Raw genomic sequence first — 23,085 nt, 5'->3', positions numbered from 1 at the left:
ATAAAATCAATTTTAATTTATGAAACAAATTAAGATTTTAACCTTAGTACTACTTTTTTTCTCTGTTATTACAATAGCACAAGAAAAAAAGTATGTTTCCTATGAAGTTCAAAAAGGCGAAACTTTAAAAAGTATTGCTAAAAATTATAATTTATCTACAAAAGATTTAGCTAGGTTAAACCCAGGAGTTAGTAGAAAACCAGTGCTTGGTACTGTTATAATTGTTCCTAATAAAAACTATGGAAAAACTACAACAGTTGTTAAAACAGAAGGTGACTTTTACAAAGTAAAGCCACAAGAAACCTTATATGGAATTTCTAAAAAGCACGGAATTACAGTTGAAGAATTAACTGTTGCAAACCCTGCCTTAAAAGATGGATTAAAAATTGGAATGGAACTAACTATTCCAAAACCAAGTGTTACACAAGCAAAAGACACCGTTAATTATGTACTTCATAAAGTTATAAAAGACGACACTGTTTTTAGTATAAAAAAGCAGTACGAGGTTACAGATGAAGATTTATTACAATTGAACCCATCTTTAAAAGATGGGCTAAAATTAGGAATGTTATTAAAAATTAAACCTGTTGTAATTAAAGAAGAATCTGATAATACTACTGAGGAAATGACTGAAATTCCAACTGACTCGTTAGTTGTTTTTCAAGAGAATCTTAATTTATCTAAAAAACTAAAAGTAGCACTAATTTTACCTTACCAGTTAAGCAAACTAAATGATTCTATTGCATTAAAAAGTTTTGACAAAAGCAATTCACTTTTAAATATTGCCACCGATTTTCACTTAGGTGCCCAAATGGCTATTGACTCTTTAAAAGAAAAAGGTTTAGACATTGATGTTTCTTATTTTGATTCAGAAAAATCAAATCAAAAAATACAATCATTATTAAATAACAATCAAAATTTTAATACAACAGATTTAATTGTTGGCCCTTTATTTTTGAAGAGTGCGCACTTGGTTTCAAAAAAAACCAATGCGTACGTATTGGCTCCTTTTCAATCTAAAAAACAAGATGAATTAAACGCTCCTAATTTTATAAAATCGGGACCAAATAGTATTGCTCATCAAAATAAATTATTAGCTCATATGGAAGCCACTTACAAAGGTGAAAACATATTAGTTATTAATGATGGAAAAGAAGAAACCCAAACACAATTATGGCAAATGGTTAACAAAATTAAAACCTTTGATTCCATACAAACTGTTACAGTAATAAAACCTGAAAAAGGATATATAAATCGCGATAAATTTTTAACAAAGTTAGATTCGCTTTCTAATAACTGGGTTGTTTTAATTAGTGATGAAAACGTAACCACTTCAACAACAGTAAATAACTTAAAAGGTTTTGCCGAAAGAATTCAAATTAATTTATTTGCTTTAAATAAAGGGAAAAATTTCAAAAATATTGACAATTCATTTTTAGGGAAATTAAAATTCACCTACCCAACTGCTGAATTTTTAAACACTGAAAAACCAGAAATAACGCAGTTTTATAACTCTTTTAAACAAAAGAATGCTGCCTTCCCTTCAAAGTATGCCATTAGAGGATTTGAAGTTACTTATGATGCATTAGTGAGATTAGCTAGTAGTGAAATTAATGATGAAGGACTCACAACAGGGCAATCTGAACGGATTTTCTCAAAATTCAATTATTCAAAAAACACTTTTGGAAGTTTTGAGAATGAAGGTTTATTTTTAATTCAATACAACGAAGATTTAACAACAACAATTATTGAGTAGAACCTTCAATACAATTCATAAAAAAGCCTCCAAATTGGAGGCTTTTTTTTAATATATTTTTTTCAGAAATCTATTCCATAAAATTCTGAATAAAGTTATTTCCATTATAAACCTAATACGTTAATTCCTTGCTCAAAAACAATATCAACAGGAATATTAGCTTTGCTCAATTTATTTAAATCGTTTTGTAAATCTGCTGAAATAATACCTTCTTCTTTTACCAATTGTGCTACACCCTCATAATCACCATTTCCTTGAAGCGTTAAAATTAAATTTGATAAATCTTTCATAGCCTCTTCCATTTTATCATAATTCACTTTATAGGTTCCATCTTCATTTTTAGCGAAAGCACCTTTTTCTTTAAAGAAATTAAATCTAATCATATTTGCTTTTCCGTGTGCACTTGATGCTCCAAAACGTACAGATCTAAAAATACCTGCCATAAACGTGGTCATATAATCTTTCATATCTCCAGCTATTTCACCTTTTTCGTGTAATTGCTGCACCATATACAAACCTAAAATATCTGCTTTTCCTTCTTCTAATGCTGAAGCCAATTCTTTTAATGAAGAACGAACAGTTCCTTTTCCATTTATTGTATTTTTAATTCCTAAACCGTGAGCCACTTCGTGAAACATAGTATTGGCAAAAAAGGCATCAAATTTCACATATTCTCTTTGACTTTCATCAATTAGAACCTCAGTAATTGGTACTACAATTTTATCAAATTTAGCACGCATAGCATTTTTAAGTTGCAACCTTCTTGTTCCTTTTTGCAATTGTACTTGCTCATCATTAGGCAAATTAATTGCAATAGTTTTTCCACCTGCGTTACAATCTCCTGCATAATACACAACATCGTATGCATTTAAATCTGAATCAGTCCCAGGAACTTCAGTTTTATAAATATCGTCAACAGGTAAACCTTGTTGCAATTCTGGTAAAAAATTTGCAAAATGAGCTAGTTTTTCACTCCATTGTTGATCTTTAATTAGCACATACGCCTCGTGTGTTGCTTTTATTCCAAACAATTGATCTTCGTACGTTTCAATTGGGCCAATTACAATATCTAAGGTATTTGTTTTCATATCCATCCAAGCAAAATCACTCTCTTGATATTGATCATTTAAAAAAGCAGCAGCACGTAATTCTAAATACTTTTTTAGCCCTGCATCTTCAGCCAAGGTAGCGGCTTCTAATAATAAATTTGAAACTTCTTTTACCTCATTTTTAAACTGCACATGAAAAGGAACAGTTTTTAAACTTCCATCTTCATTTCTTCTTAAAAATGTATATAAGCTAGATTTTGAAGTATCTTCAAACGTTTCAAACTCCTCTTTGGACATATTTGAAGGATAATAATTTGCGCCTTTTGGTTTCTCTTCAACACCAGCAACAAACGATTTATTACCATTTAATCTGTCCCAAGGACCGTAATTAATTTCAATAAATTTTTTGGTATTTTCATCAGTAACTTTTTCAAATAATTCTTGTTTATCTCCATAGGCTTCATACCAAAACAAGTCATTCATTTTTTCTGCAGCCTTTATCAAAATTGGCAGCATTTTGCGTTCACTTTCACTTAAAACACTCAAATCTGAAGTTAATTTGAACGATACATATTTATTTAAATTATTTGTCATAGCATCATTTTTTTCTTCAACACTAACTTGTTTAACTGCCCTACGCGCTTCTTTTTTATGCTCACAAGAAGCAAACACTAAAACAACAAGTAGTAATACAAATCCTTTTTTCATGTTTCTTTATTTATTTGAAATTTCATTAATTATTTGTTGAATTCTATTTTCTTCAACATTATACGCAGTATTTGAAACTTTTTTTTCTGGAAATTGCTCAATCATTAATGTAGTTGAAGGGAATGCAAATTCAACACCTAAATTCGCAGCTAATTTTAAAATAGCCAAATGCAAACTATGTTTAGATGATTGCTCAGCTCCCCAATCTAAAGCTTTAAAATATACATTTAATAAAATTAACAATGCCGAATCTCCAAACCCAGTAAACTCAACATTATAAGATTCATCTCGTGTGTCTGGGTGTAATTCTATAATTTTACGAACTCCGTTTACAAAAGCTTCAATTAACTCTGGTGGTGTGTCATACCGAATTCCCAAATTTGTAGAGTAACGACGGTAAGCACGTAACCCTTTATTATTAACAACCATTTCAGACAATGAACTATTTGGAATTTGGTAAATAGAAGTATCTGCAGCTCTAACTCTTGTTGATCTAAAACCTACAGCTTCAACGGTTCCAACAACGGTTCCAGCTTCAATCCAATCTCCAATATGAAATGGTTTGTCTAAAAATATCATTACGGTTCCAATCAAATTTTTCACCGTATCTTGAGATGCTAATGCAACCGCTAAACCACCAATGGAAGCACCTGCAATTACAGCTCCAGGCTCAATACCAAATAGCGTTAACAGTTTTAATAGTCCAATAAATACAACAATTCCTGTTAAAAAATTATTTAGAATAGGTACTAATTGATCATCTAGTTTATTATGTGTGCCTTGCGCATAGTCAGAATACACACTCATAACAACTTGAACTAATTTTAGAAACACATAAATCCAAAAAACAGCGGTCATAATATTCAACCCAAGAAATAAATAGGTGTTTACATTTAAATCTAAAAACAACGATGGTAAAACAAGTTGAACAAACCACATTAAAACTAATAAAACCAATGGACGCGATAGTTTTTTGAGTGCTAATTTTATTTGATCGCTTGAAGTATGAATAATCCAAAACTGAATTTTCTGCAACAAAAAGAACATAATTTTATGCAAGAAATAAAATAATATAAAGCATACAATTAGCAAAATAATTAAACCCAAATACTGCCATAATTCAATATTCAAAAACTTTTTATGACCAATTTCAGGGATTATTTGATGTAATTTCTCTGTATACCACGGAAAAACACTGTTGTATATTTCATTTACATTTTGGGTAGTTTCAGGAGAATAATACCATTTTCCACCAATTCTTTCCACATAAATATCTGGCATTTGATATGGAAACAACACATACCTATTTCCTATTACATAGCCAGTAGTATCAGAAAACATAGCATCTGAAGGCACTTTACTAAAATCTACCTTTAACCCTTTACCATCTAATATTTGTTTAAGTTTAATAGCTATATTTTCAGCCTCTTCACCTTCAAAACCATAAATAGTTGTTGCTGCTTTGGCAGGTTCATAAGAGTTAGATTGTAAAAAATATAAATGTGTATAAATGGTAGAATTGGGATTGCTCAAATCTACTTCAACTTTTTTTTGCGCAAAAATTGAAGTTGAAAAAACTAAGAAAAATATAAGTATCTTTTTCATTCTAAATTGATTTATAAAGTAGTCTCAAATTTAAGACTTTAAATTATGAATTATAGAATGTGCTATAAATAATTATCTTTTTCTACGTTTCTTATATTTATTCTTTTTTCTTGAAGTTGAAGTAATTGTATCATTAAAAGTGTCTTTTGGTTTTGCACCTTTATTTTTTCGCCAAGAATTATTTTCAGGTAATAATTTTTGCAATAGATCATTTCTACCAACTTTAGACAATGTATTCTTTATCCATTGTTGGTTTTGCTTTTTATACCAAAAGAAAAAACGATGTTGTTCATCTTTTTCTTTTTTTGATTTTGGTGTTCTTGTAGGTTTTAACGTGTAAGGATGAAATCCACTGTAATAAATCACCGTAGCAACGGTCATTGGTGTTGGTGTAAAACCCTGAACTTGTTCTAATTGAAACCCTAAATCTTTAGTTTCAGCAGCTAAATTTGCCATATCTTCTAACTCACAAGCTGGATGATTTGAAATAAAATAAGGTATTAATTGAAGGTTTAACTTTTTTCTATTATTGATTCTATCAAAACGTTCTTTAAATTTATGAAAATACGAAAACGAAGGTTTACGCATTAATTTCAACACAGGATCAGAAGTATGCTCTGGCGCAACTTTTAAGCGACCTGAAACGTGGTTTGTCATCACTTCTTCAGTGTACGCATCTAATTCTTTAGGGTCAGCTTTTTTATTGAATTCAGGCACTAACATATCGTGTCTAATTCCGCTACCAATAAATGATTTTTTAACTTTAGGATGCTTATCAACAGCCTTATATAAATCTGTTAATGGTTTATGTGAAGTATCTAAATTATGGCAAATTACAGGAGAAATACAAGAAGGCGAAACGCACTTATCGCAAATTTCTTGCACTTTACCTTTCATTTTATACATATTTGCTGAAGGTCCACCAATATCAGACAAATACCCTTTAAAATCTTCCATTTTAGTTACTTGATCAACTTCTTTCAAAATAGATTCCTGACTTCTACTTGCGATAAACTTACCTTGGTGTGCTGAAATAGTACAAAAACTACAACCGCCAAAACAACCACGATGTATATTAATAGAAAACTTGATCATTTCAAACGCAGGAATTGGGCCTCGCTTGTTGTATTTAGGGTGTGGTAAACGTGTAAAAGGTAAATTAAAAGAAGCATCAATTTCACTCTCAGTCATTGTTTCATAAGGTGGATTAATTACCACAGTTGAATTTCCAACATCTTGTAAAACTCTATCTGCAAATAACTTGTTTGACTCTTGTTCAATTACTTTAAAATTCTCAGCAAATTTCTTTTTATTCTTCAAACAAACCTCGTGCGAATTAATTGTAACGTCTTTCCAGTTTTTATTTTTAGGAATTTCAGCACCTTTTTTTAATAAAAAGGATGTTTGCTTCACCGTTGTTAAACTAGAAAAAGGCACTCCTTTTTGAAGTAGATTTACAATTTCTCGTAGCGGTTGTTCACCCATACCATACACCAACAAATCTGCTTTTGAATCTTCTAAAATTGTTGGTTTTAAAGTATCACTCCAATAATCATAATGTGTAACTCTTCGTAATGAAGCTTCAATTCCGCCAATTAAAACAGGAACATCGGGAAATTTTTCTTTTAAAATATTGCTATAAACTGTAGTTGCATAATCAGGTCTAAAACCTTTATCTCCATTTGGTGTATAGGCATCATTATCTCTTTTGCGCTTACTTGCGGTGTAATTACTCACCATTGGATCCATACAACCTCCAGTAACTGCAAAAAACAGTCTTGGTGTTCCGAGCTTGGTAAAATCTTGTAAATTATCATTTACACTTGGTTGCGGAACAATGGCTACTTTTAACCCATAACTTTCTAGAATACGCCCAACAACTGCATGTCCAAATGCAGGATGATCTACATAAGCATCTCCACTAAAAAGAATTACATCTAACTCTTCCCAACCTCTAAGTTTCACCTCTTTGTTAGTTGTAGGTAACCAATCTGAAAGTTTATTCATCATATGCTGCAAAAATACACTATTTAAAACAATTCTATATAAACTATCAAAATTTGATGAATGTTAACAAAAGTTAACGAGTGTTAACGCATTAAACCATCTGAAATTTAGGAAGTCAAAGAACTATAAAACAATTTTTAAAAGTATAAATTATGAAAAAAATAATAGGAATAACAGTAATTGCAATGTTGATATCTTTAAACATAACTGCACAAAAAAACAACAAACAACAAAGAAACCGCTCAGATTTTACGCCTGAACAAATGGCAACATTAAAAGTTAAAAAAATGACTTTAGATTTAGATTTAAATGACTCACAGCAAAAAGAAATTTATGCAATTGAGAAAACAAATGCTGAAGAACGTGTAAAAATTAGAACACAAATGAGAGCAAATAGAGATAATGGCGTACAATTATCAAGCGATGAAAAATTTGAATTACAACAAACTAGATTGGATAAAATGATTGCACATAAGGCTGCTCTTAAAACTATTTTAACAAAAGATCAATTTACCAAATGGGAAGAAAATATGAATTCGAGAAAAAGAGATGGTAAAAAACAACTAGCTCAAAATAAACAAAAAGGAAAAAAAGGAGGCAATCAACAAGGTCGCCAAAACAATAACAGAATTTAAATATAGTTTGATTTATAACAATGGTTAATTGTATTAAAGGCGTCGTATTTACGGCGCTTTTTTTATTTCACCACTAAAGATTGCCCAACATTAATTACGTTAGAGCTTAACCCATTTATTTTTTTAAGTTTATCAACAGACAATCCATATTTTCTAGATATTGAGTACAATGTATCACCTTTCACAACAATATGATTAGATGATTTAGAAGGCTTACGCTTTTTGTATTTTTTACCTAATACTTCCATATCGTATTGGTGTAACTCATATTTTTCAATCAAAGCAATTAATTTAGCGGGATACCTTCTATCTGTTGCGTAACCAGCTCTACTCAATCCTTTTGCCCAACCAACATAATCTCCCGGATCTAATTCAAACAAACCACTATACCTACTTCTTGTTGTTAAAAATTCTGAATGATCTTTAAAAGATGTTCTTGGATCTTTGTAAACTCTAAAACACTCACCTTTTTCATCATCATCATGATAAGTTCTTTTACCTGTCCAACCTTTATGACATTTAATTCCGAAATGATTATTAGAGCGCATAGTTAAAGCACTTTTACCGCTTGAAGATTCTAAAATTCCCTGTGCCAATGTTATACTTGCCGGAATTTTATAATCACGCATTTCTTTCATTGAAATATCACGGTATTGTTTTATGTATTCTTCGGTAGAATTGGTAATTACAGATTTAATTTCTTTTGTTTTTTTTGAAGGCTCAGCAGTTACAACTTTTGGCTCAACCACTTCTTTTACCACAGGTGTAGACTGTTTGCTTGCAGCTCTTTTTTTAGACTTACAACTTGCAAATAAACTTAACGTTAACAATACTACAAATACATAATTAAACCTCATACTTAAATTATTTTTGGTAAATTTTTCTTTTTCAATATTAAATTCATGCCATCAATTCCTTGTAAACCTCCAGTATGAATTGCTAAAATTTTAGTTCCTTTTTCAAAATAATTGTTTTTAATTAAATCTACAATTCCAAACAACATTTTACCTGTATAAACAGGATCTAAAGGAATACCTGTTTCAGTCTTAAAATTATTTATAAATGTAATTAATTCTTCAGAAATTTTTGCGTAACCTCCAAAGTTATAATTGGTATTTAAACTCCAATTCTTATTTTTTAGTACATATTTGTTAATTTCATGCTGTAAAAAATCACCTTTCAATGCAGGAAATCCAATTACTTTTTGATTATTATTTGTTGAATTAATGATTCCTGAAATGGTTCCGCCCGTGCCAATTGCAGAACAAATAACATTATAAATCTTATCTTCATCATTCAAAATTTCTTCACAACCTTTTACAGCAAATTTATTTGTACCACCTTCAGGAACTAAATAAAAATCGCCAAATTGTTCTTTTAAAGTTGAAATAAAAGCTTCAGAAGTTTTATCTCTATAAGCGCTTCTAGAAACAAAATGAAATTTCATTCCGTGTGCTGCAGCAAATTTTAATGTAGGATTTTGTTGTAAAACGGTTTCTAAATTATGTGCTAATTCATCTCCTCTAATTACACCAATGGTTTTAAAATTATGTTCAAAACCTGCTGCAGCGGCGGCGGCAATATGGTTTGAATATGCGCCACCAAAAGTTACTAATGTATGGTGGTTTTGTTTTGCTGCTTCTTCTAAATTATATTTCAGCTTTCGGTATTTATTACCTGAAATAAATGGATGCAATTTATCTTCACGCTTTATAAAAAGTGTAACATCTTTATCTGATATCTCAGAAAAAGATATTTGTTGTACAATACTATTTTTATTTTCTAAGAACAATTTTCAATTTTTTCTTCTAATTCTTCCCATTTACCCATTAATCCTTCAATCTTATTTTTTGTTTCTTTATAAGTCTCAAAAAAAGCAGGATCTGCAGCCGTTGTTTCATAATCTTTCTCCAAAGCTTCGTCCATTTCTAACACCTTCTTTTCTAACTTATCAATTTGAACTTCTAATTTAGACAGTTGATTTTTCAATCTTTTAAGTTCTTTATCTCCTAATTTTGAAAACTTAAAAGCCTCTTTTTTACTAGTGTCAACTTTTTTAGGAGCCACCGTTCTTTTTTCAGCTTCTCGTAAATTTTCAATTTGATGTTGCTCTAAGAAATAATCAATATCACCTAAATATTCTTTAATTACTTTGTCTTTAAAACCGTAAACTGTTGTGGTTAAACCTTGCAAAAAATCTCTATCATGCGATACTAAAATTAATGTACCGTCAAAACTATTTAATGCTTGCTTTAACACATTTTTTGAAGCTATATCTAAGTGATTTGTTGGCTCATCCATAATTAAAACGTTGAAAGGAGACAACAATAACTTACACAATGCCAATCTATTTCTTTCACCACCCGATAACATTTTGGCTTTTTTATCTACAGCATCACCTCCAAATAAAAATGCACCCAACATATCTCTAACTTTTGCTCTGTTAGAATCTGTTGCGGCATTCTCCATAATCTCTAGTACCGTTTGTTCAGGCTCTAAATATTCTGATTGGTTTTGAGCAAAATACCCTATTTGTACATTGTGCCCCAATTTAAAATGACCACCGTGCGGAATTTCACCAACCAAAATTTTTGCCAAGGTAGATTTACCTTGACCATTTTGTCCAACAAAAGCAATTTTACTATTTCTTTCAATTAATAAATCTACATTTTCTAATACATGCTTATTTCCATAACTTTTTGAAAGTCCTTCTGCTTCAATAACAACTTTACCTGGCTCTTTTGAAATTTGAAAGCGAATATTCATTACAGCATTGTCATCATTATCAACTTCAATTCGCTCAACTTTATCAAGCTTTTTAATAAGAGATTGCGCCATTGATGCTTTATTGGCTTTTGCTCTAAACTTATCAATTAGTAATTGCGTAGCTTTAATTTCTTTCTCTTGATTTTTTTGAGCTTGTAATTGCTTTTCTTTTATTTCACTACGCAACAATAAAAATTGTGAGTATGGTTTTTTATAATCATAAATTTGGCCTAATGAAATCTCAATAGTTCTATTGGTAACATTATCTAAAAACATTTTATCATGCGACACCAAAACAATAGCTCCCGTATATGCTTTTAAAAAATTTTCTAACCAAATAATAGACTCAATATCCAGGTGATTTGTAGGCTCATCTAACAATAAAATATCATTGTTTTGCAATAATAATTTTGCAAGTTCAATACGCATTCTCCATCCTCCAGAAAAGGTATCGGTTAACTTATCAAAATCCTCTCTTTGAAAACCTAAACCTTGTAATATTTTTTCGGTATTTCCTTTGTAATTATAACCACCTAGTAACTCGTATCTATGTGTAAAATCGTTTAAATCAACCATTAAATCATGATAGTATTCACTTTCATAATCAGTTCTTTCAGCTAACTCAACATTAATGGCTTCTAATTTTTTTTCAATTTGTTTAATTTCTTCAAAAGCTTGATAAGCTTCTTCTAAAATTGTTCTTCCTTCAACAAAATCAATATCCTGACGCAAAAAACCAATACGAATATCTTTATCAAAAGCCATAGTACCTCCAGAGCTTTCAATATCTTTTGAAATTACTTTTAAAAGGGTAGATTTTCCTGCACCATTCTTCCCTATAAGTCCTACTCTATCTCCTTTATTTAATTTAAAAGTTATTCCTGAAAATAAATCGGATCCGGCAAAGGAAACCGTTAAATTATGTACGTTAAGCATTTAGTTTTGTATTTTTATGTAATTTTGTGTTTTTCGCAAAATTCTTGCAAATTTACTATAAAAAAATTGGAACTCAGTTAAAGTTATTTTTAATTAAACCTACCTACAAAAACGCTTATCTAATGATTAAAAAAGGAAATAAACTTTATAGTATTTTTTTTAATAAATGCCCAAGATGTCATGAAGGTGATTTTATGCAGGAAAAAAATATTTTTAAATTGCACAAGGCTTTTAATATGCATGAAAACTGTACAAAATGTGGATTGAAATACACGATGGAACCTTCATTTTTTTATGGTGCAATGTATGTAAATTATGGACTAACCGTAGGAATAGGAATTATAACTTTTGCAATAGCAACCTTATTTTTTAAATTAAGTTTACTTGAAAGTTTTCTACCAATTGTAGTTATGTTAGTATTAACTGCGCCCGTTACTATTCGCCTTTCAAGAATTATATGGATTAACATTTTTGTAAAATACGACCCTACTACAATAAGAATTACTGAAAACGATCAATAGAAATTTCAGAATCTATTTCAGTTCCTTTTTCTAAGCTATTAAACAATTCTTTTGCTGCTGTTGGAGCAATCATTACACCACGTGTTCCCAAACCATTTAAAATAGCCAAATTTTTATGCTTTGGATGAATTCCAACTAACGGTCTTCTATCTTTTGTAGTTGGTCTAATTCCGGCAATGTGATCAATAATTTTATATGAACAAGTAATACAAGTTTCTAACTTTTCAATAAGTTCAAGTTTACCTTCTTTTGAAGGGTTCATTGTTTTGTCTTTCCAATTAAATGTAGCACCAACTTTATACAAATCATTTCCTATTGGCATCACAAAAACGGCAGCTTTTATTAAAAAGTCTACTTTTAAATTTGGTGCATGAATAATTAACAATTCACCTTTAGCTTCTTGCATTGGTAAATAGTTAAAATACGGATTTTTTTTAAGTCCAAATCCTTCACAAAAAATAACTTTAGAAGCTCTTACATCTTTGTACTTCACAATATTTTCTTCAGAAATTAAAGCATTATACTCAAAAGATTCATTTCTTATTTTATCATTTTCATTTAAATAAGTAGTATAATCTTCTAATAATTTTTTGGTGTCAATCCTTCCGGTTTCTTGAAGCTTCCCATAACCAAAATCAGCAATAATCCCTTTATACCTCTCTTGTACAATTTCAGGAACCATATAATTGGTTAACTTTGGTTTATCACAAGCAACAAACCAATTATTTTGCTCTTCAATAGATTTAAATATTCTGTATATATCTACCGAATAATCATACTTTCCATTCAATTTATGCTCCAATTCTTTATAGAATGGCAATGCTATTTCTAATTGAGAAACTGCATTCCAAACAGGTGTAAACCTTTTTAAAATAACAGGATTATACATACCTCCTGCAACAATAGATGAATTTTGAGATTCATCTTCAAAAACCAAAAAAGATTTTCCGTGATCTTCAAGCTCTTTTGTAAAAGCCAATCCTGCCAAACCTAAACCAACAATTATATAATCTACTTGCATTAGCTACATTTATGTGTTAAAAAAAAACTCTTGCGGTTGCAAGAGTTTTAATTTTTTATGAAATTATTTTATTAATAATTCCACATATCAATTTCTTTATTGCGAATTTCATCCTTAATTTTATTGGACTCTAACACTTGAAATAATGCATTTCCTTTTACGTATTGAGAAACATCTCTGTTTCCATAAATATTCTCAGTACGATAAATAATGGCACTAAACCTTCTTGCATTTAAAATATGATCGAAAGAAATAGGATGCGCAGAATTTTTATGATTGAAAACTTTCATATTATGCAATACTTCACGAGCATCTCTATACCACACCCAAAACAACGCAAGTTTTTCTGTGTTATCAGAAACATCATCATTCCCCATAACTTGAACATCTGGAGCTACAGGAGCTATTGCTAACAATCTATATTTTAATTCTCCTTGACGCTTATCAAAATACCAAAATCCTTTAATTTTAAAGCCTTCAATATCTTGTGAAGTAAGGTTAATTCTATCAATGTATTCTTCAATATTAGTATTACCAAGGTTTAATTCATCAAAACCAGCATCGGTAGTATCTACTCTTGAAAGTTTACCAATAATTTCGGCCTTCGTCATTTTAGCTGTAAAATAAGAATCATCGTAAATTTCAGTAATTTCTCCAGATTTTATACCACGCAATAACGTATCAAACAATGAACGTCTATTCATAGAAACACTTACAGTGTCAACAGGGTAATATAAAGGTAAGTTGATACGTTCATTCAAATCAATATATTCCCAAACAACTTTAGACCAAACAATATCTCTATCATCAATATAACCGTATTCTAATGGTTTATCATCATCAACAGCTAATTGTCGGTCAGTTTTTTTACCAATATCTTGAGGTACCCTTGCATTACCTAAATTTGACTGCGCTATAATACTGCTTTGAAATAACAACAACGCCAATACAACTATTCCAATATGTTTCTTATTCATCATTTAATTTTCAATTTACTGTATTTCTACACTTACGGCTGAAGCAGGTTTAATTCTATATGTACTATTACCTACTAACGAAGATTTAATATCAAAAATTGTAATTACATCGCCTCTTCTTGATTTTGCAATCGCTTTTTTAGCCTGTGCATTCATCTTGTTTCCTCTAACTACTACCGCAGATTGACCAGGAACCTTAATAGTAAAGCCAGTAGTTCTTAAAGATAAATCAAAATCAAAATCAGGTAAAACAGCACCCACAGTAGCTTTTTCTAAACTCTGTTTTTGCATTTTTACGTACCCCATTTCTTTTCTAACAGATCCGCTAGGAGAAGGAATACCTTTAATTCTAAATTTTTGAGAAGTACTAACAGTAGTACCATCAGGTAATTTACCCGAAACATTTATAGTAACTTCTTTACCTGAAACTGGTTTCATTATATATTTTCCAGAGCCACCAATTTTTGTTAAGCCATTACCTCTTGCCGTTACTTTATTATCTGAAATTCCAGGAATTGAAATAGTCATAGGGTTATCAACTCCCATATAAACAACATTCATTTTATCTGCTGAAATAACTGCATTATTTGGCTTTGGAATTACAGCATAACTTGTTTCAATTGGAATAACAACATCTTTTCCATCTTGCGTAAATACAAATTCACCTTTAAGGTCTTTCTCTCCAACTGTTCCTGCAGGAAAACTTAACTCAACTCCACCATCTTTAAAGAATTTTTTATCAATAGAATTATCATTTACGGTAACTCTTGAAGGTTTTAAAGTTGCATCATATCTTCCTAACACCAATTTACCTTTGAAATTTTCTCCTTGAAAGAATGCAGATTTTTCAGGAATTAATATAGTTCTATAAGTGTTTTCTGAAATACCAGCATCAGCTTCTAACTGACCACCTAAAATTGAATTATATATCTCTGAATTTGTTACTTTAACATCTGTTTTCATAGATGTTATGTTTGTAAGAGTTGAGATTAAAGGAAAACCTTCATATCTATTATTTAACCAAGGTTGGTCTTTTCCATCTCTATTCTTTTGAACTGAAGTACTAAATCTATCGCTAATATTTGCTGCTAACGGACTATTTTCTCCAACAACAGCTATAGTACCTTCTCTATAAGCTTTTATTTGATCTAAAAATTCTTGACCTTTTTTAGTGAACTTATCTCCTACAAAAAAGTATTCATCAACAGTTGAAGTTTTATCCATTGATTCATAATCTTTAGGGTCTTCAACGCCCTTTAAAAAAGTTTCTTCTAAAGAATTTAAATAAGTAGTAAACGTAACTGTTAAGTTTTTAATTTTTTCTACTTGTTCAAATTTTGCAGCATATTTTTCTGGTTGATCAGCTGCTTTCGTTTTCAGATTATCATATTTTGCAATGTTACTTTTTTCAAACAAAATATTATTCTCTGTTAATTTTTCATTCATATACCCAAATGCAGAAAGAACTTGCTTAGACATTTGCATTGCAATCATTGCAATGAAAACTAAGTACATTAAGTTAATCATTTTCTGCCTTGGTGATAATTTACCTGAAGCCATTTTAATTAGTTTTTTTTGTTAATAATTTAGTTAAACAATCAACTAATTTTTAGTTTTTTGGAGTCATTGCAGATAACATACCTCCATAAACACCGTTTAATGATGATAAATTATTTGCCATAGATGCCATTTGCTCTTTTAGTTTTGCAGCATTTTCACTAATCTCTTGGTTAATTTCAGCTTGTCTACTAGTGCTTTCTAATTGAACTTTATATAAACTATTTAAAGATTCCATTTGTACTGCAGCCAATGAAAGTTGTTCACTGTATTTATTTGTTGCTGCTATAGAGTCAACTGCTGGGGCAATATTATCAGCTGCTCCTTTAAAATTTTGAAGGCTTTGTCCTAAACTTTCCATTAAGCCAGCATCTAACTTAGCTTCTTTTAACATATCATCTAATTTAGAAGATAATAAGCTTTGCGCTTGACTTGCATCTTTTCTATCTTGATCTTTATCTGCTCCTCCAGCTAATTCTGGGTATACTAAACTCCAATCTAAATCTTCTTCAACAGATTCAAAAGCTGACAAGAAGAATACAATTGCTTCTACTGCCATACCTAAAGTTAACATTTCACTACCAAATGGCCAGTGTTGAATTTTAAAAAGAGCTCCTACAATAACTACTGCCGCTCCAATTCCGTATGCGTAATTAAAAAGTTTTTTCTTATTTTTTGATTGTGCCATAATAAAAATTTATATGTTTTTAAGGTTGATTACTAATTTGAGGTTGTTCCAAGAAAATCTTGTACGGTTCTAAATCCTATATAACTTCTCGCTGAATCTTTGTATTCGTAATCTCGAGTACTTACTTCTAAATAGTAAGCAACGTCTTTCCAAGACCCTCCTCTAATTACTTTGCGATGATTATCTTCAATTTCTACGTTAGGGTTCATAGTTGACCCCATTTTATAAGATCCTTCATTATATGCAGTATTAGTCCATTCTGAAACGTTTCCTGCCATATTATACAGTCCATAATCATTAGGATTGTATGATTTTGCTTCCATAGTATACAAGGCGCCATCAACTGCATAATCACCTCTACTAGGTTTAAAGTTAGCTAAAAAGCAACCTCTATCACTTGTTGTGTAAGGTCCTCCCCAAGGATATGTTGAAAAGTTTAAACCACCACGTGCCGCATATTCCCACTCAGCTTCTGTAGCTAATCTAAAATACGGAACAGTTGTTGAATTCTTTTTTGTGCTTAAAAAATCATTTTTAATTTTAGTTCTCCAACTACAAAATGCTTTAGCTTGCATCCATTGCACACCAACTACAGGATAGTCATCATAAGCTTGGTGATAAAAATAATCTTGGTGCATTGGATCATTATAAGAATAATTAAAATCTTTTACCCATACAGTTGTGTCTGGATAAACTTCAACTACTTTAGATTTAATATAATCTTTTCTTTCTCCTTTCCCTCTTGCTGCAGACTCGCTGTCAAACCAAGAGTACTTGAATTTTAATTTTTTGGTATCTAAAATTCTTTTCCCATTAAAACTATTCTCTAATGGAATGTACATAGTGTCCATTACTTCTGAATAATACTCATCAGGAAATTCGCTAGGGTTCCAAACCAATTCAGGATCCCAATCTAAAGAACGGCCTTGCAAAGGTGAATCCATATCTCCAATACTTCCATAATTATTCATCATGTATTTCTCGTACGGTGTCATATTTGTTGTATCAATATTTTTAAATTGATACTCTTCCAATACAATATTTGTATCATCAGACATTAAATCTGACAATAACGCTAATTCAGTTCTAACAATTGAATCTCGTACCCAAAATACAAATTGTTTGTATTCAGCATTTGTAATTTCAGTTTCATCCATATAGTACGGACGCACTGTAACTGTACGGGTTGGTGAGTTAAGTGAACCGGCAACATCTTCATCTTGTCTACCCATTGTAAATGACCCTCCTGGAATTAACACCATTCCTAAAGGTTTTTTAGAATGCCATTCACTCTTTGATTTTACTCCGGTAAGCTCTCCCTGATCACTTGAACCACAGCTATATATTAATAAGGATAATAAAATATACAGTGATATTCTCTTCATAATAATTTTATTCATAATCTATTTACGCAAACCTATTACTAATTATTTTAAAAAACAATACTTTATTTAACGACTTAAACATAAAAAAACGAGTTTTAGTATATCTAATCATTATTTTTTTTTATACTATCTTTTTTAACGTTCTAATCCACCTTTCAGGAATTTCTTGATTGGTGGCGCTTATATAATCTTCGTATGTACATGGTATTAACGTGTGTCGCTTAAATTTATTACTTTCATTTAAGGCAATTTCCATCCACCATCTTCCACTTTTATTACTTTTATGAAAGTTCAACAATTGGTCTTCAATTGGAACAATATATTTTTGATATCTATCTTTTAATCCGAAAGGATAGTCATTCGCACGGTAATTTACACCTTCAATAAAATACCAAATCATTTGTGAAATTAATTGTGCTGTTTGATTTTTAGAATCAAGTTGTGCATTGTATTCATAAATTCCAAAGGAAGTAACCTTATCACTAATACCTGCATATCTTGAAATTGCACAAATTTCAGCACCTGTAAATCCGTTTGGAGATGCATTGTTATTTGCCGGGGCTTCAGAGTTTTTAACAGCCGATAAATCTACACTTACAATATCTGCATCACGTAAAACTGGCTCTACAATTGGCATTGAATTAGAAACTTCTCCTAAGCGGTATGCTTCAAAGTACAGGCTTTCTAACAAATCTATTTCTTCTTGTGCGTTAAAATAAGTTTGATACCCAATATTACTAAAGTTAAACAAATTTGCAGGCTGATCCATCACTATTCTACTTAAATAGGAGGTTGAACTCAACTCAGATTCAATAGAACCTAAATCAAATTTACTATCAACTGCAACTAAGTTAACTGTTTGCTCTAACTCATCATACGCACGGTAATTGGCGTATGTTAAATCTTGACCACCACCAATAATTACAGGAATAATGTTTCTTTTAATTAAATATGAAAGTAATTGTTTAACAGCAAAGTAAGTATCTTGTATGGTGTTTCCTTGCTGAATATCTCCTAAATCAGCAACATTCACTGGCCAATTTCCAGGAAACAACTCATATAAAGCTGTTCTAACAGCATCTAAACTATCTCCAACTCCAAAATTTTCTTCTGAAGCTCGTCCTTCAAGAACACCAACAATAGCTATTTTAACTTGATCTAAGTTTGGAAACCCTTTTTCTGACGTATAAATTTCAATACTTTGCCCTAAATTTTGATTAGCTCTCATTTGTGTGCGAGCCAATAAATCATCCTTAACAGGTTTTAAATAGTCGAAATTCATGTGCAGGGGTTATAGCTTTTAATTTTTCCGACGCAATATAGCTAAAAATATTATTTCTTTTTAGTTTTACGCTTCGTTGTTTTCTTTTTAGGTGTCTTTTTTTCAATTATATCTTTTACCTCTTCCAAAGTTAATTTAGTGGCATCAACTGTTTTTGGAAGTTCAATTTTTAGTTTTCCTTTTAAAATGTTAGATCTTCCCCAACGGGCTTTTTCTACTCTAATTCCTTCGTCTTCCCAATTATGAAGTACTTTTTCAATGTCTTTACGTTTTTTATCTTCAATCAACTCAACAATATCAGCTGCTGATAAATTATCAAAATCGTATTTTTTATTAACATTAATGTAAAGACCATTCCATTTTAAATACGGTCCAAAACGCCCTACTCCTTTTTGCACAGGTAATCCATCATGCTCAGCTATTGGAGCATCAGCTAATCTTTTTTCTTCAATAAGTTCTATTGATCTTGCTAAATCTATTGTCATAGGATTTTCATCCTTCGGAATAGAGACAAACATTTTGTCAAACTTAATGTAAGGTCCAAAACGACCTACTGCAACAATTACCTCAGTATCTTCATAACTACCTATAGTTTTAGGAAGCTTAAACAAATCCATTGCTTCTTCGTAAGTAACAGAATTTAATGTTTGATCTCCTTGTAAACTTGCAAATTTAGGTTTCTCTTCATCAGTAGCTTCACCTATTTGAACCATTGCCCCAAAACGTCCTAAACGTGCATAAACATTTTTACCACTTTCTGGATCAACTCCTAACAAACGTTCACCTTTTGCTCTATCAGCATTTGCGGCAACATCTTCTACCACTGGATGAAAGTTTGTATAAAAATCTTTTATCATTGAAATCCAATCTTCCTTTCCTTCAGCAATTTCATCAAATTCAGATTCTACTTTTGCTGTAAATCCAAAATCTAAAATATTTGAAAAATTGGCCACTAAAAAATCATTTACAATATTTCCAATATCTGTTGGAACCAATTTTCCTTTATCTGAACCAACTTTTTCTGTTAACAACGTATTGCTAACTGCGTTATTTTCTAATTTTAATTGTGTATAATTTCTTTCAACTCCTTCAACCATTCCTTTTACAACATATTCTCTTCTTTGAATTGTTGAAATTGTTGGCGCGTATGTAGATGGTCTTCCAATACCTAACTCTTCTAATCTTTTCACCAAAGAAGCTTCTGTATAACGGTAAGGACCTTTTGTATAACGTTCTGTAGCTGTAATGTACTCGTTATTTAATTGATCTCCTACAGTTAAAGTTGGCAACATGCCATCTTGTTCTTCATCTTCATTATCATTTCCTTCTAAGTAAACTTTTAAGAAACCATCAAACTTGATCATTTCTCCATTTGCTGTGAAAATTTTATTGTTATTAGAATTTCCAACTTTTACATTGGTACGTTCTAATTGTGCGTCACTCATTTGAGATGCAATAGTTCTTTTCCAAATTAAATCGTACAATCTGTCTTGATCATAATCAACTGAAACAGTATGCTGACTCATATTAGTAGGTCTAATTGCTTCGTGAGCTTCTTGCGCTCCTTTAGACTTGTTACTAAAGCTTCTTGGAAAGCTGTAACTTTCACCATATGATGAAGTTATTTCTTGCTGTGCATCATTTTTACAATCGTCTGATAAGTTTACACTATCAGTTCTCATATAAGTAATTAAACCGGCTTCGTATAAACGTTGCGCAATCATCATTGTTTTAGCTACTGGAAAATACAATTTTCTAGCTGCTTCTTGTTGTAATGTTGAAGTTGTGAATGGTGCTGCAGGTGATTTTTTTGCAGGTTTCTTTTGCAAATCATTCACTTTAAAATCAGCTCCTAAACATGAATTTAAAAATGCTTCAGCTTCTTCTCTTTTATCAAAATTCTTAGCCAAAGAAGCTTTGAATTTTTTTCCGTCTAATGAAATAAACTCACCTACAACTTTATAAGAAGCAACTGGTTTAAAATTTTCAATTTCACGCTCTCTCTCAACAATTAATCGCACTGCTACAGACTGTACTCTACCTGCTGATAAACCACCTTTTACTTTTCTCCATAAAACTGGTGAAAGCTCGTATCCAACCAATCTATCCAAAACTCTTCGAGCCTGTTGTGCATTTACTAAATTATAATCTAAACTTCTTGGATTTTCAACAGCTTTTAAAATAGCTTTCTTTGTAATTTCATGAAAAACAATTCTTTTTGTAGCAGCATCTTTTAATTTTAACTGCTCAAATAAATGCCAAGCAATTGCTTCTCCTTCGCGATCCTCATCAGATGCTAACCAAACTGTTTCTGCTTTTTTTGCTAAATCCTTTAATTTTTTTACAAGTGCCTTTTTATCTGAAGGTACTGCATACTTTGGCATAAAATCTCCATCAACATTTATCCCTATTTCCTTGGAAGGTAAATCTGCAATATGTCCAAAACTTGATTCAACTTGAAAATCTTTTCCTAAAAATTTCTCTATTGTTTTTGCTTTTGCAGGTGACTCAACTATCACTAAATTCTTCGCCATATATCTTATTCTTAAGTATTTATATCCACAATCTCTGTTTTTTTAACATTAAATTACATTAAAAAATTGTGAGTTTTCGGACTGCAAAAGTAGGTTCTTTTTTTTAAAAACAAATTTTAAGTTTCAAAAAGAACCTTTTTTAACATACTTTTCACGTCTAATTTTCTGCCAATATGTCACATTATTGATTTATTGGTTATATCTTTGCAAATCAATTTGGATATATGAAAAGTGATAAAGTAATAGTAGAAAAAAATCAAGGTCAAGCACTTTTAACCGAAAATAAAAAAGAGAACACTAAAAAAGTATATTTAGAAAGTTATGGTTGTTCCATGAATTTAAATGATAGTGAAATTGTAGCTTCAATTTTATCTGAAGAAGGTTATAACACTACTAATTTAATGGAAGAAGCTGATTTGGTTTTGGTAAACACTTGTTCTATTAGAGAAAAAGCTGAGCAAACAGTTCGTAAACGTTTAGAAAAATACAACGCTGTTAAAAAAATAAACCCAGCAATGAAAGTTGGTGTTTTAGGTTGTATGGCTGAACGATTAAAAGCTAAATTTTTAGAAGAAGAAAAAATAGTTGACCTAGTAGTAGGACCAGATGCATATAGAGATTTACCTAATTTATTAGAAGAAGTTTCTGCGGGTAGAGATGCTGTAAACGTAATTTTATCTAAAGAAGAAACTTACGGAGATGTTTCTCCAGTACGTTTAAATAGCAACGGTGTTTCTGCTTTTGTTTCCATAACTAGAGGTTGTGATAATATGTGTACTTTTTGCGTGGTTCCGTTTACAAGAGGAAGAGAGCGAAGCCGTGACCCAAAAAGTATTATTGAAGAAATTAGAGGTTTAGTAACTAATAATTATAAAGAAATTACACTTTTAGGTCAAAACGTAGACAGTTATCTTTGGTATGGCGGCGGCTTGAAAAAAGATTTTAAAAACGCTTCTGAAATTGCAAAAGCTACTGCAGTTGATTTTGCGCAATTATTAGATTTAGCTGCTACTGAATTTCCTAACACACGATTTAGATTTTCAACATCAAATCCTCAAGATATGAGCGTTGATGTAATTCACGTAATGGCCAAACATAAAAATGTTTGTAAATATTTACACCTACCTGTTCAATCTGGAAGTACTTCTGTATTAAAAAGAATGAACCGTCAACATACGCGTGAAGAATATATTGAGCTTATTGACACTGCAAGAAGAATTTTACCAGACTGCTCTATTTCACAAGATATGATTGCTGGTTTTTGTGGAGAAACCGAAGAAGAACATCAAGAAACATTAAGCTTATTAGAATATGTAAAGTATGATTTTGGGTTTATGTACGCTTACTCTGAAAGACCTGGTACTCCTGCTGAAAAACGCATGAAAGACGATGTTCCTTTAGATGTTAAAAAAAGAAGATTGGCTGAAATAATTGAAATTCAAAGAAAACATAGCCATTTAAACACTAAAAAGTTTGTTGGTAAAACGGTAGAAGTTTTAATTGAAGGAAGTTCAAAAAAATCTAATGCACATTGGAAAGGAAGAAATACACAAAATGCTACTGTTATTTTCCCTAAAGGAGATGAACAAATTGGTGATTTTGTAAATATTTATATTGAAGATTGCACATCAGCTACGTTATTAGGTAAAAAAGTTTAA

At 30.8% G+C, this 23,085-nt stretch carries 17 protein-coding genes; 4 read left to right on the top strand and 13 right to left on the bottom strand.

Features of this window, described 5'->3' with window-relative positions:
* Window positions 1–19: 19 nt before the first annotated feature.
* Window positions 20–1,756, top strand: coding sequence for a LysM peptidoglycan-binding domain-containing protein (locus tag ACFQ5N_RS06070; RefSeq protein ID WP_386808597.1), 1,737 nt, complete (start codon window positions 20–22; stop codon window positions 1,754–1,756).
* 104 nt (window positions 1,757–1,860) lie between these two features.
* On the opposite strand, the gene ACFQ5N_RS06065 is transcribed toward ACFQ5N_RS06070, so the two are convergent.
* From ACFQ5N_RS06065 to ACFQ5N_RS06055, 3 genes are all read right to left on the bottom strand, one after another.
* Entirely contained in the window at window positions 1,861–3,513 is a 1,653-nt protein-coding gene (locus tag ACFQ5N_RS06065) for a dipeptidyl-peptidase 3 family protein (protein ID WP_386808596.1), read from the bottom strand.
* 6 nt (window positions 3,514–3,519) lie between these two features.
* Window positions 3,520–5,118 carry a mechanosensitive ion channel family protein gene (locus ACFQ5N_RS06060; protein ID WP_386808595.1) on the bottom strand — a complete coding sequence of 533 codons (1,599 nt, stop codon included), beginning with the start codon at window positions 5,116–5,118 and terminating at the stop codon, window positions 3,520–3,522.
* Window positions 5,119–5,190: 72 nt separating this feature from the next.
* Window positions 5,191–7,128 carry a YgiQ family radical SAM protein gene (locus tag ACFQ5N_RS06055; RefSeq protein ID WP_386808594.1) on the bottom strand — a complete coding sequence of 646 codons (1,938 nt, stop codon included), beginning with the start codon at window positions 7,126–7,128 and terminating at the stop codon, window positions 5,191–5,193.
* Between the two features lie 149 nt (window positions 7,129–7,277).
* Between ACFQ5N_RS06055 and ACFQ5N_RS06050 the strand changes: the two genes are divergently transcribed.
* Window positions 7,278–7,760, top strand: coding sequence for a Spy/CpxP family protein refolding chaperone (locus tag ACFQ5N_RS06050; protein ID WP_386808593.1), 483 nt, complete (start codon window positions 7,278–7,280; stop codon window positions 7,758–7,760).
* A 62-nt stretch (window positions 7,761–7,822) separates the two neighbouring features.
* On the opposite strand, the gene ACFQ5N_RS06045 is transcribed toward ACFQ5N_RS06050, so the two are convergent.
* The 3 genes from ACFQ5N_RS06045 to ACFQ5N_RS06035 are packed head-to-tail and all read right to left on the bottom strand — an operon-like array spanning window position 7,823 to window position 11,462.
* A complete protein-coding gene (locus ACFQ5N_RS06045) occupies window positions 7,823–8,617 on the bottom strand; it encodes a glucosaminidase domain-containing protein (RefSeq protein ID WP_386808592.1) in 795 nt (264 codons plus the stop codon).
* A gap of 2 nt (window positions 8,618–8,619) precedes the next feature.
* Window positions 8,620–9,552: a 1-aminocyclopropane-1-carboxylate deaminase/D-cysteine desulfhydrase gene (locus tag ACFQ5N_RS06040; protein ID WP_386808591.1), complete on the bottom strand. Its 933-nt coding sequence runs from the start codon at window positions 9,550–9,552 to the stop codon at window positions 8,620–8,622.
* Window positions 9,543–11,462 carry an ABC-F family ATP-binding cassette domain-containing protein gene (locus tag ACFQ5N_RS06035; protein WP_386808590.1) on the bottom strand — a complete coding sequence of 640 codons (1,920 nt, stop codon included), beginning with the start codon at window positions 11,460–11,462 and terminating at the stop codon, window positions 9,543–9,545. The genes ACFQ5N_RS06040 and ACFQ5N_RS06035 overlap by 10 nt, the downstream gene beginning before the upstream one ends.
* Before the next feature lie 122 nt (window positions 11,463–11,584).
* Here ACFQ5N_RS06035 and ACFQ5N_RS06030 point away from each other — a divergent pair, with 122 nt between their 5' ends.
* Entirely contained in the window at window positions 11,585–11,983 is a 399-nt protein-coding gene (locus tag ACFQ5N_RS06030; RefSeq protein WP_386808589.1) for a DUF983 domain-containing protein, read from the top strand.
* On the opposite strand, the gene ACFQ5N_RS06025 is transcribed toward ACFQ5N_RS06030, so the two are convergent.
* The 7 genes from ACFQ5N_RS06025 to topA all read right to left on the bottom strand — a co-directional run bounded on the left by ACFQ5N_RS06025 (window position 11,964) and on the right by topA (window position 21,427).
* Complete coding sequence (locus ACFQ5N_RS06025; protein ID WP_386808588.1) at window positions 11,964–13,004, bottom strand: NAD(P)/FAD-dependent oxidoreductase; 1,041 nt, start codon at window positions 13,002–13,004, stop codon at window positions 11,964–11,966. The genes ACFQ5N_RS06030 and ACFQ5N_RS06025 overlap by 20 nt on opposite strands.
* Before the next feature lie 71 nt (window positions 13,005–13,075).
* Entirely contained in the window at window positions 13,076–13,984 is a 909-nt protein-coding gene (gene porN / locus ACFQ5N_RS06020) for a type IX secretion system ring subunit PorN/GldN (RefSeq protein ID WP_386808587.1), read from the bottom strand.
* Between the two features lie 12 nt (window positions 13,985–13,996).
* A complete protein-coding gene (porM, locus tag ACFQ5N_RS06015) occupies window positions 13,997–15,541 on the bottom strand; it encodes a type IX secretion system motor protein PorM/GldM (protein ID WP_386808586.1) in 1,545 nt (514 codons plus the stop codon).
* Window positions 15,542–15,590: 49 nt separating this feature from the next.
* On the bottom strand, window positions 15,591–16,226 hold the full coding sequence (gene porL, locus ACFQ5N_RS06010) for a type IX secretion system motor protein PorL/GldL (protein ID WP_386808585.1): 636 nt from the start codon (window positions 16,224–16,226) through the stop codon (window positions 15,591–15,593).
* A gap of 32 nt (window positions 16,227–16,258) precedes the next feature.
* A complete protein-coding gene (gene porK, locus ACFQ5N_RS06005; protein ID WP_386808584.1) occupies window positions 16,259–17,611 on the bottom strand; it encodes a T9SS ring complex lipoprotein PorK/GldK in 1,353 nt (450 codons plus the stop codon).
* Between the two features lie 121 nt (window positions 17,612–17,732).
* The gene (locus ACFQ5N_RS06000; protein ID WP_386808583.1) at window positions 17,733–18,893 is read right to left on the bottom strand and encodes a formimidoylglutamase; all 1,161 of its coding nucleotides are present in this window, start codon (window positions 18,891–18,893) and stop codon (window positions 17,733–17,735) included.
* 50 nt (window positions 18,894–18,943) lie between these two features.
* Window positions 18,944–21,427: a type I DNA topoisomerase gene (gene topA / locus ACFQ5N_RS05995; RefSeq protein WP_386808582.1), complete on the bottom strand. Its 2,484-nt coding sequence runs from the start codon at window positions 21,425–21,427 to the stop codon at window positions 18,944–18,946.
* Window positions 21,428–21,651: 224 nt separating this feature from the next.
* Here topA and miaB point away from each other — a divergent pair, with 224 nt between their 5' ends.
* Window positions 21,652–23,085: a tRNA (N6-isopentenyl adenosine(37)-C2)-methylthiotransferase MiaB gene (gene miaB, locus ACFQ5N_RS05990; protein WP_386808581.1), complete on the top strand. Its 1,434-nt coding sequence runs from the start codon at window positions 21,652–21,654 to the stop codon at window positions 23,083–23,085.

Origin of the sequence: Lutibacter holmesii, from assembly GCF_042679665.1 — a bacterium.
Lineage (GTDB): Bacteria > Bacteroidota > Bacteroidia > Flavobacteriales > Flavobacteriaceae > Lutibacter > Lutibacter holmesii.
The sequence above is the reverse complement of the archived record's forward strand: the minus strand, read 5'-3'. Positions and strand labels throughout refer to the sequence as shown.

Bases quoted from the DNA above. Each gene is read 5' to 3' on its own strand.
- porL (WP_386808585.1), bottom strand. From the start codon at position 16,226: ATGGCACAATCAAAAAATAAGAAAAAACTTTTTAATTACGCATACGGA.
- topA (WP_386808582.1), bottom strand. From the start codon at position 21,427: ATGGCGAAGAATTTAGTGATAGTTGAGTCACCTGCAAAAGCAAAAACA.
- ACFQ5N_RS06060 (WP_386808595.1), bottom strand. From the start codon at position 5,118: ATGAAAAAGATACTTATATTTTTCTTAGTTTTTTCAACTTCAATTTTT.
- miaB (WP_386808581.1), top strand. From the start codon at position 21,652: ATGAAAAGTGATAAAGTAATAGTAGAAAAAAATCAAGGTCAAGCACTT.
- ACFQ5N_RS06035 (WP_386808590.1), bottom strand. From the start codon at position 11,462: ATGCTTAACGTACATAATTTAACGGTTTCCTTTGCCGGATCCGATTTA.
- ACFQ5N_RS06045 (WP_386808592.1), bottom strand. From the start codon at position 8,617: ATGAGGTTTAATTATGTATTTGTAGTATTGTTAACGTTAAGTTTATTT.
- porN (WP_386808587.1), bottom strand. From the start codon at position 13,984: ATGATGAATAAGAAACATATTGGAATAGTTGTATTGGCGTTGTTGTTA.
- porM (WP_386808586.1), bottom strand. From the start codon at position 15,541: ATGGCTTCAGGTAAATTATCACCAAGGCAGAAAATGATTAACTTAATG.
- ACFQ5N_RS06000 (WP_386808583.1), bottom strand. From the start codon at position 18,893: ATGAATTTCGACTATTTAAAACCTGTTAAGGATGATTTATTGGCTCGC.
- porK (WP_386808584.1), bottom strand. From the start codon at position 17,611: ATGAAGAGAATATCACTGTATATTTTATTATCCTTATTAATATATAGC.
- ACFQ5N_RS06025 (WP_386808588.1), bottom strand. From the start codon at position 13,004: ATGCAAGTAGATTATATAATTGTTGGTTTAGGTTTGGCAGGATTGGCT.
- ACFQ5N_RS06030 (WP_386808589.1), top strand. From the start codon at position 11,585: ATGATTAAAAAAGGAAATAAACTTTATAGTATTTTTTTTAATAAATGC.
- ACFQ5N_RS06055 (WP_386808594.1), bottom strand. From the start codon at position 7,128: ATGATGAATAAACTTTCAGATTGGTTACCTACAACTAACAAAGAGGTG.
- ACFQ5N_RS06050 (WP_386808593.1), top strand. From the start codon at position 7,278: ATGAAAAAAATAATAGGAATAACAGTAATTGCAATGTTGATATCTTTA.
- ACFQ5N_RS06070 (WP_386808597.1), top strand. From the start codon at position 20: ATGAAACAAATTAAGATTTTAACCTTAGTACTACTTTTTTTCTCTGTT.
- ACFQ5N_RS06065 (WP_386808596.1), bottom strand. From the start codon at position 3,513: ATGAAAAAAGGATTTGTATTACTACTTGTTGTTTTAGTGTTTGCTTCT.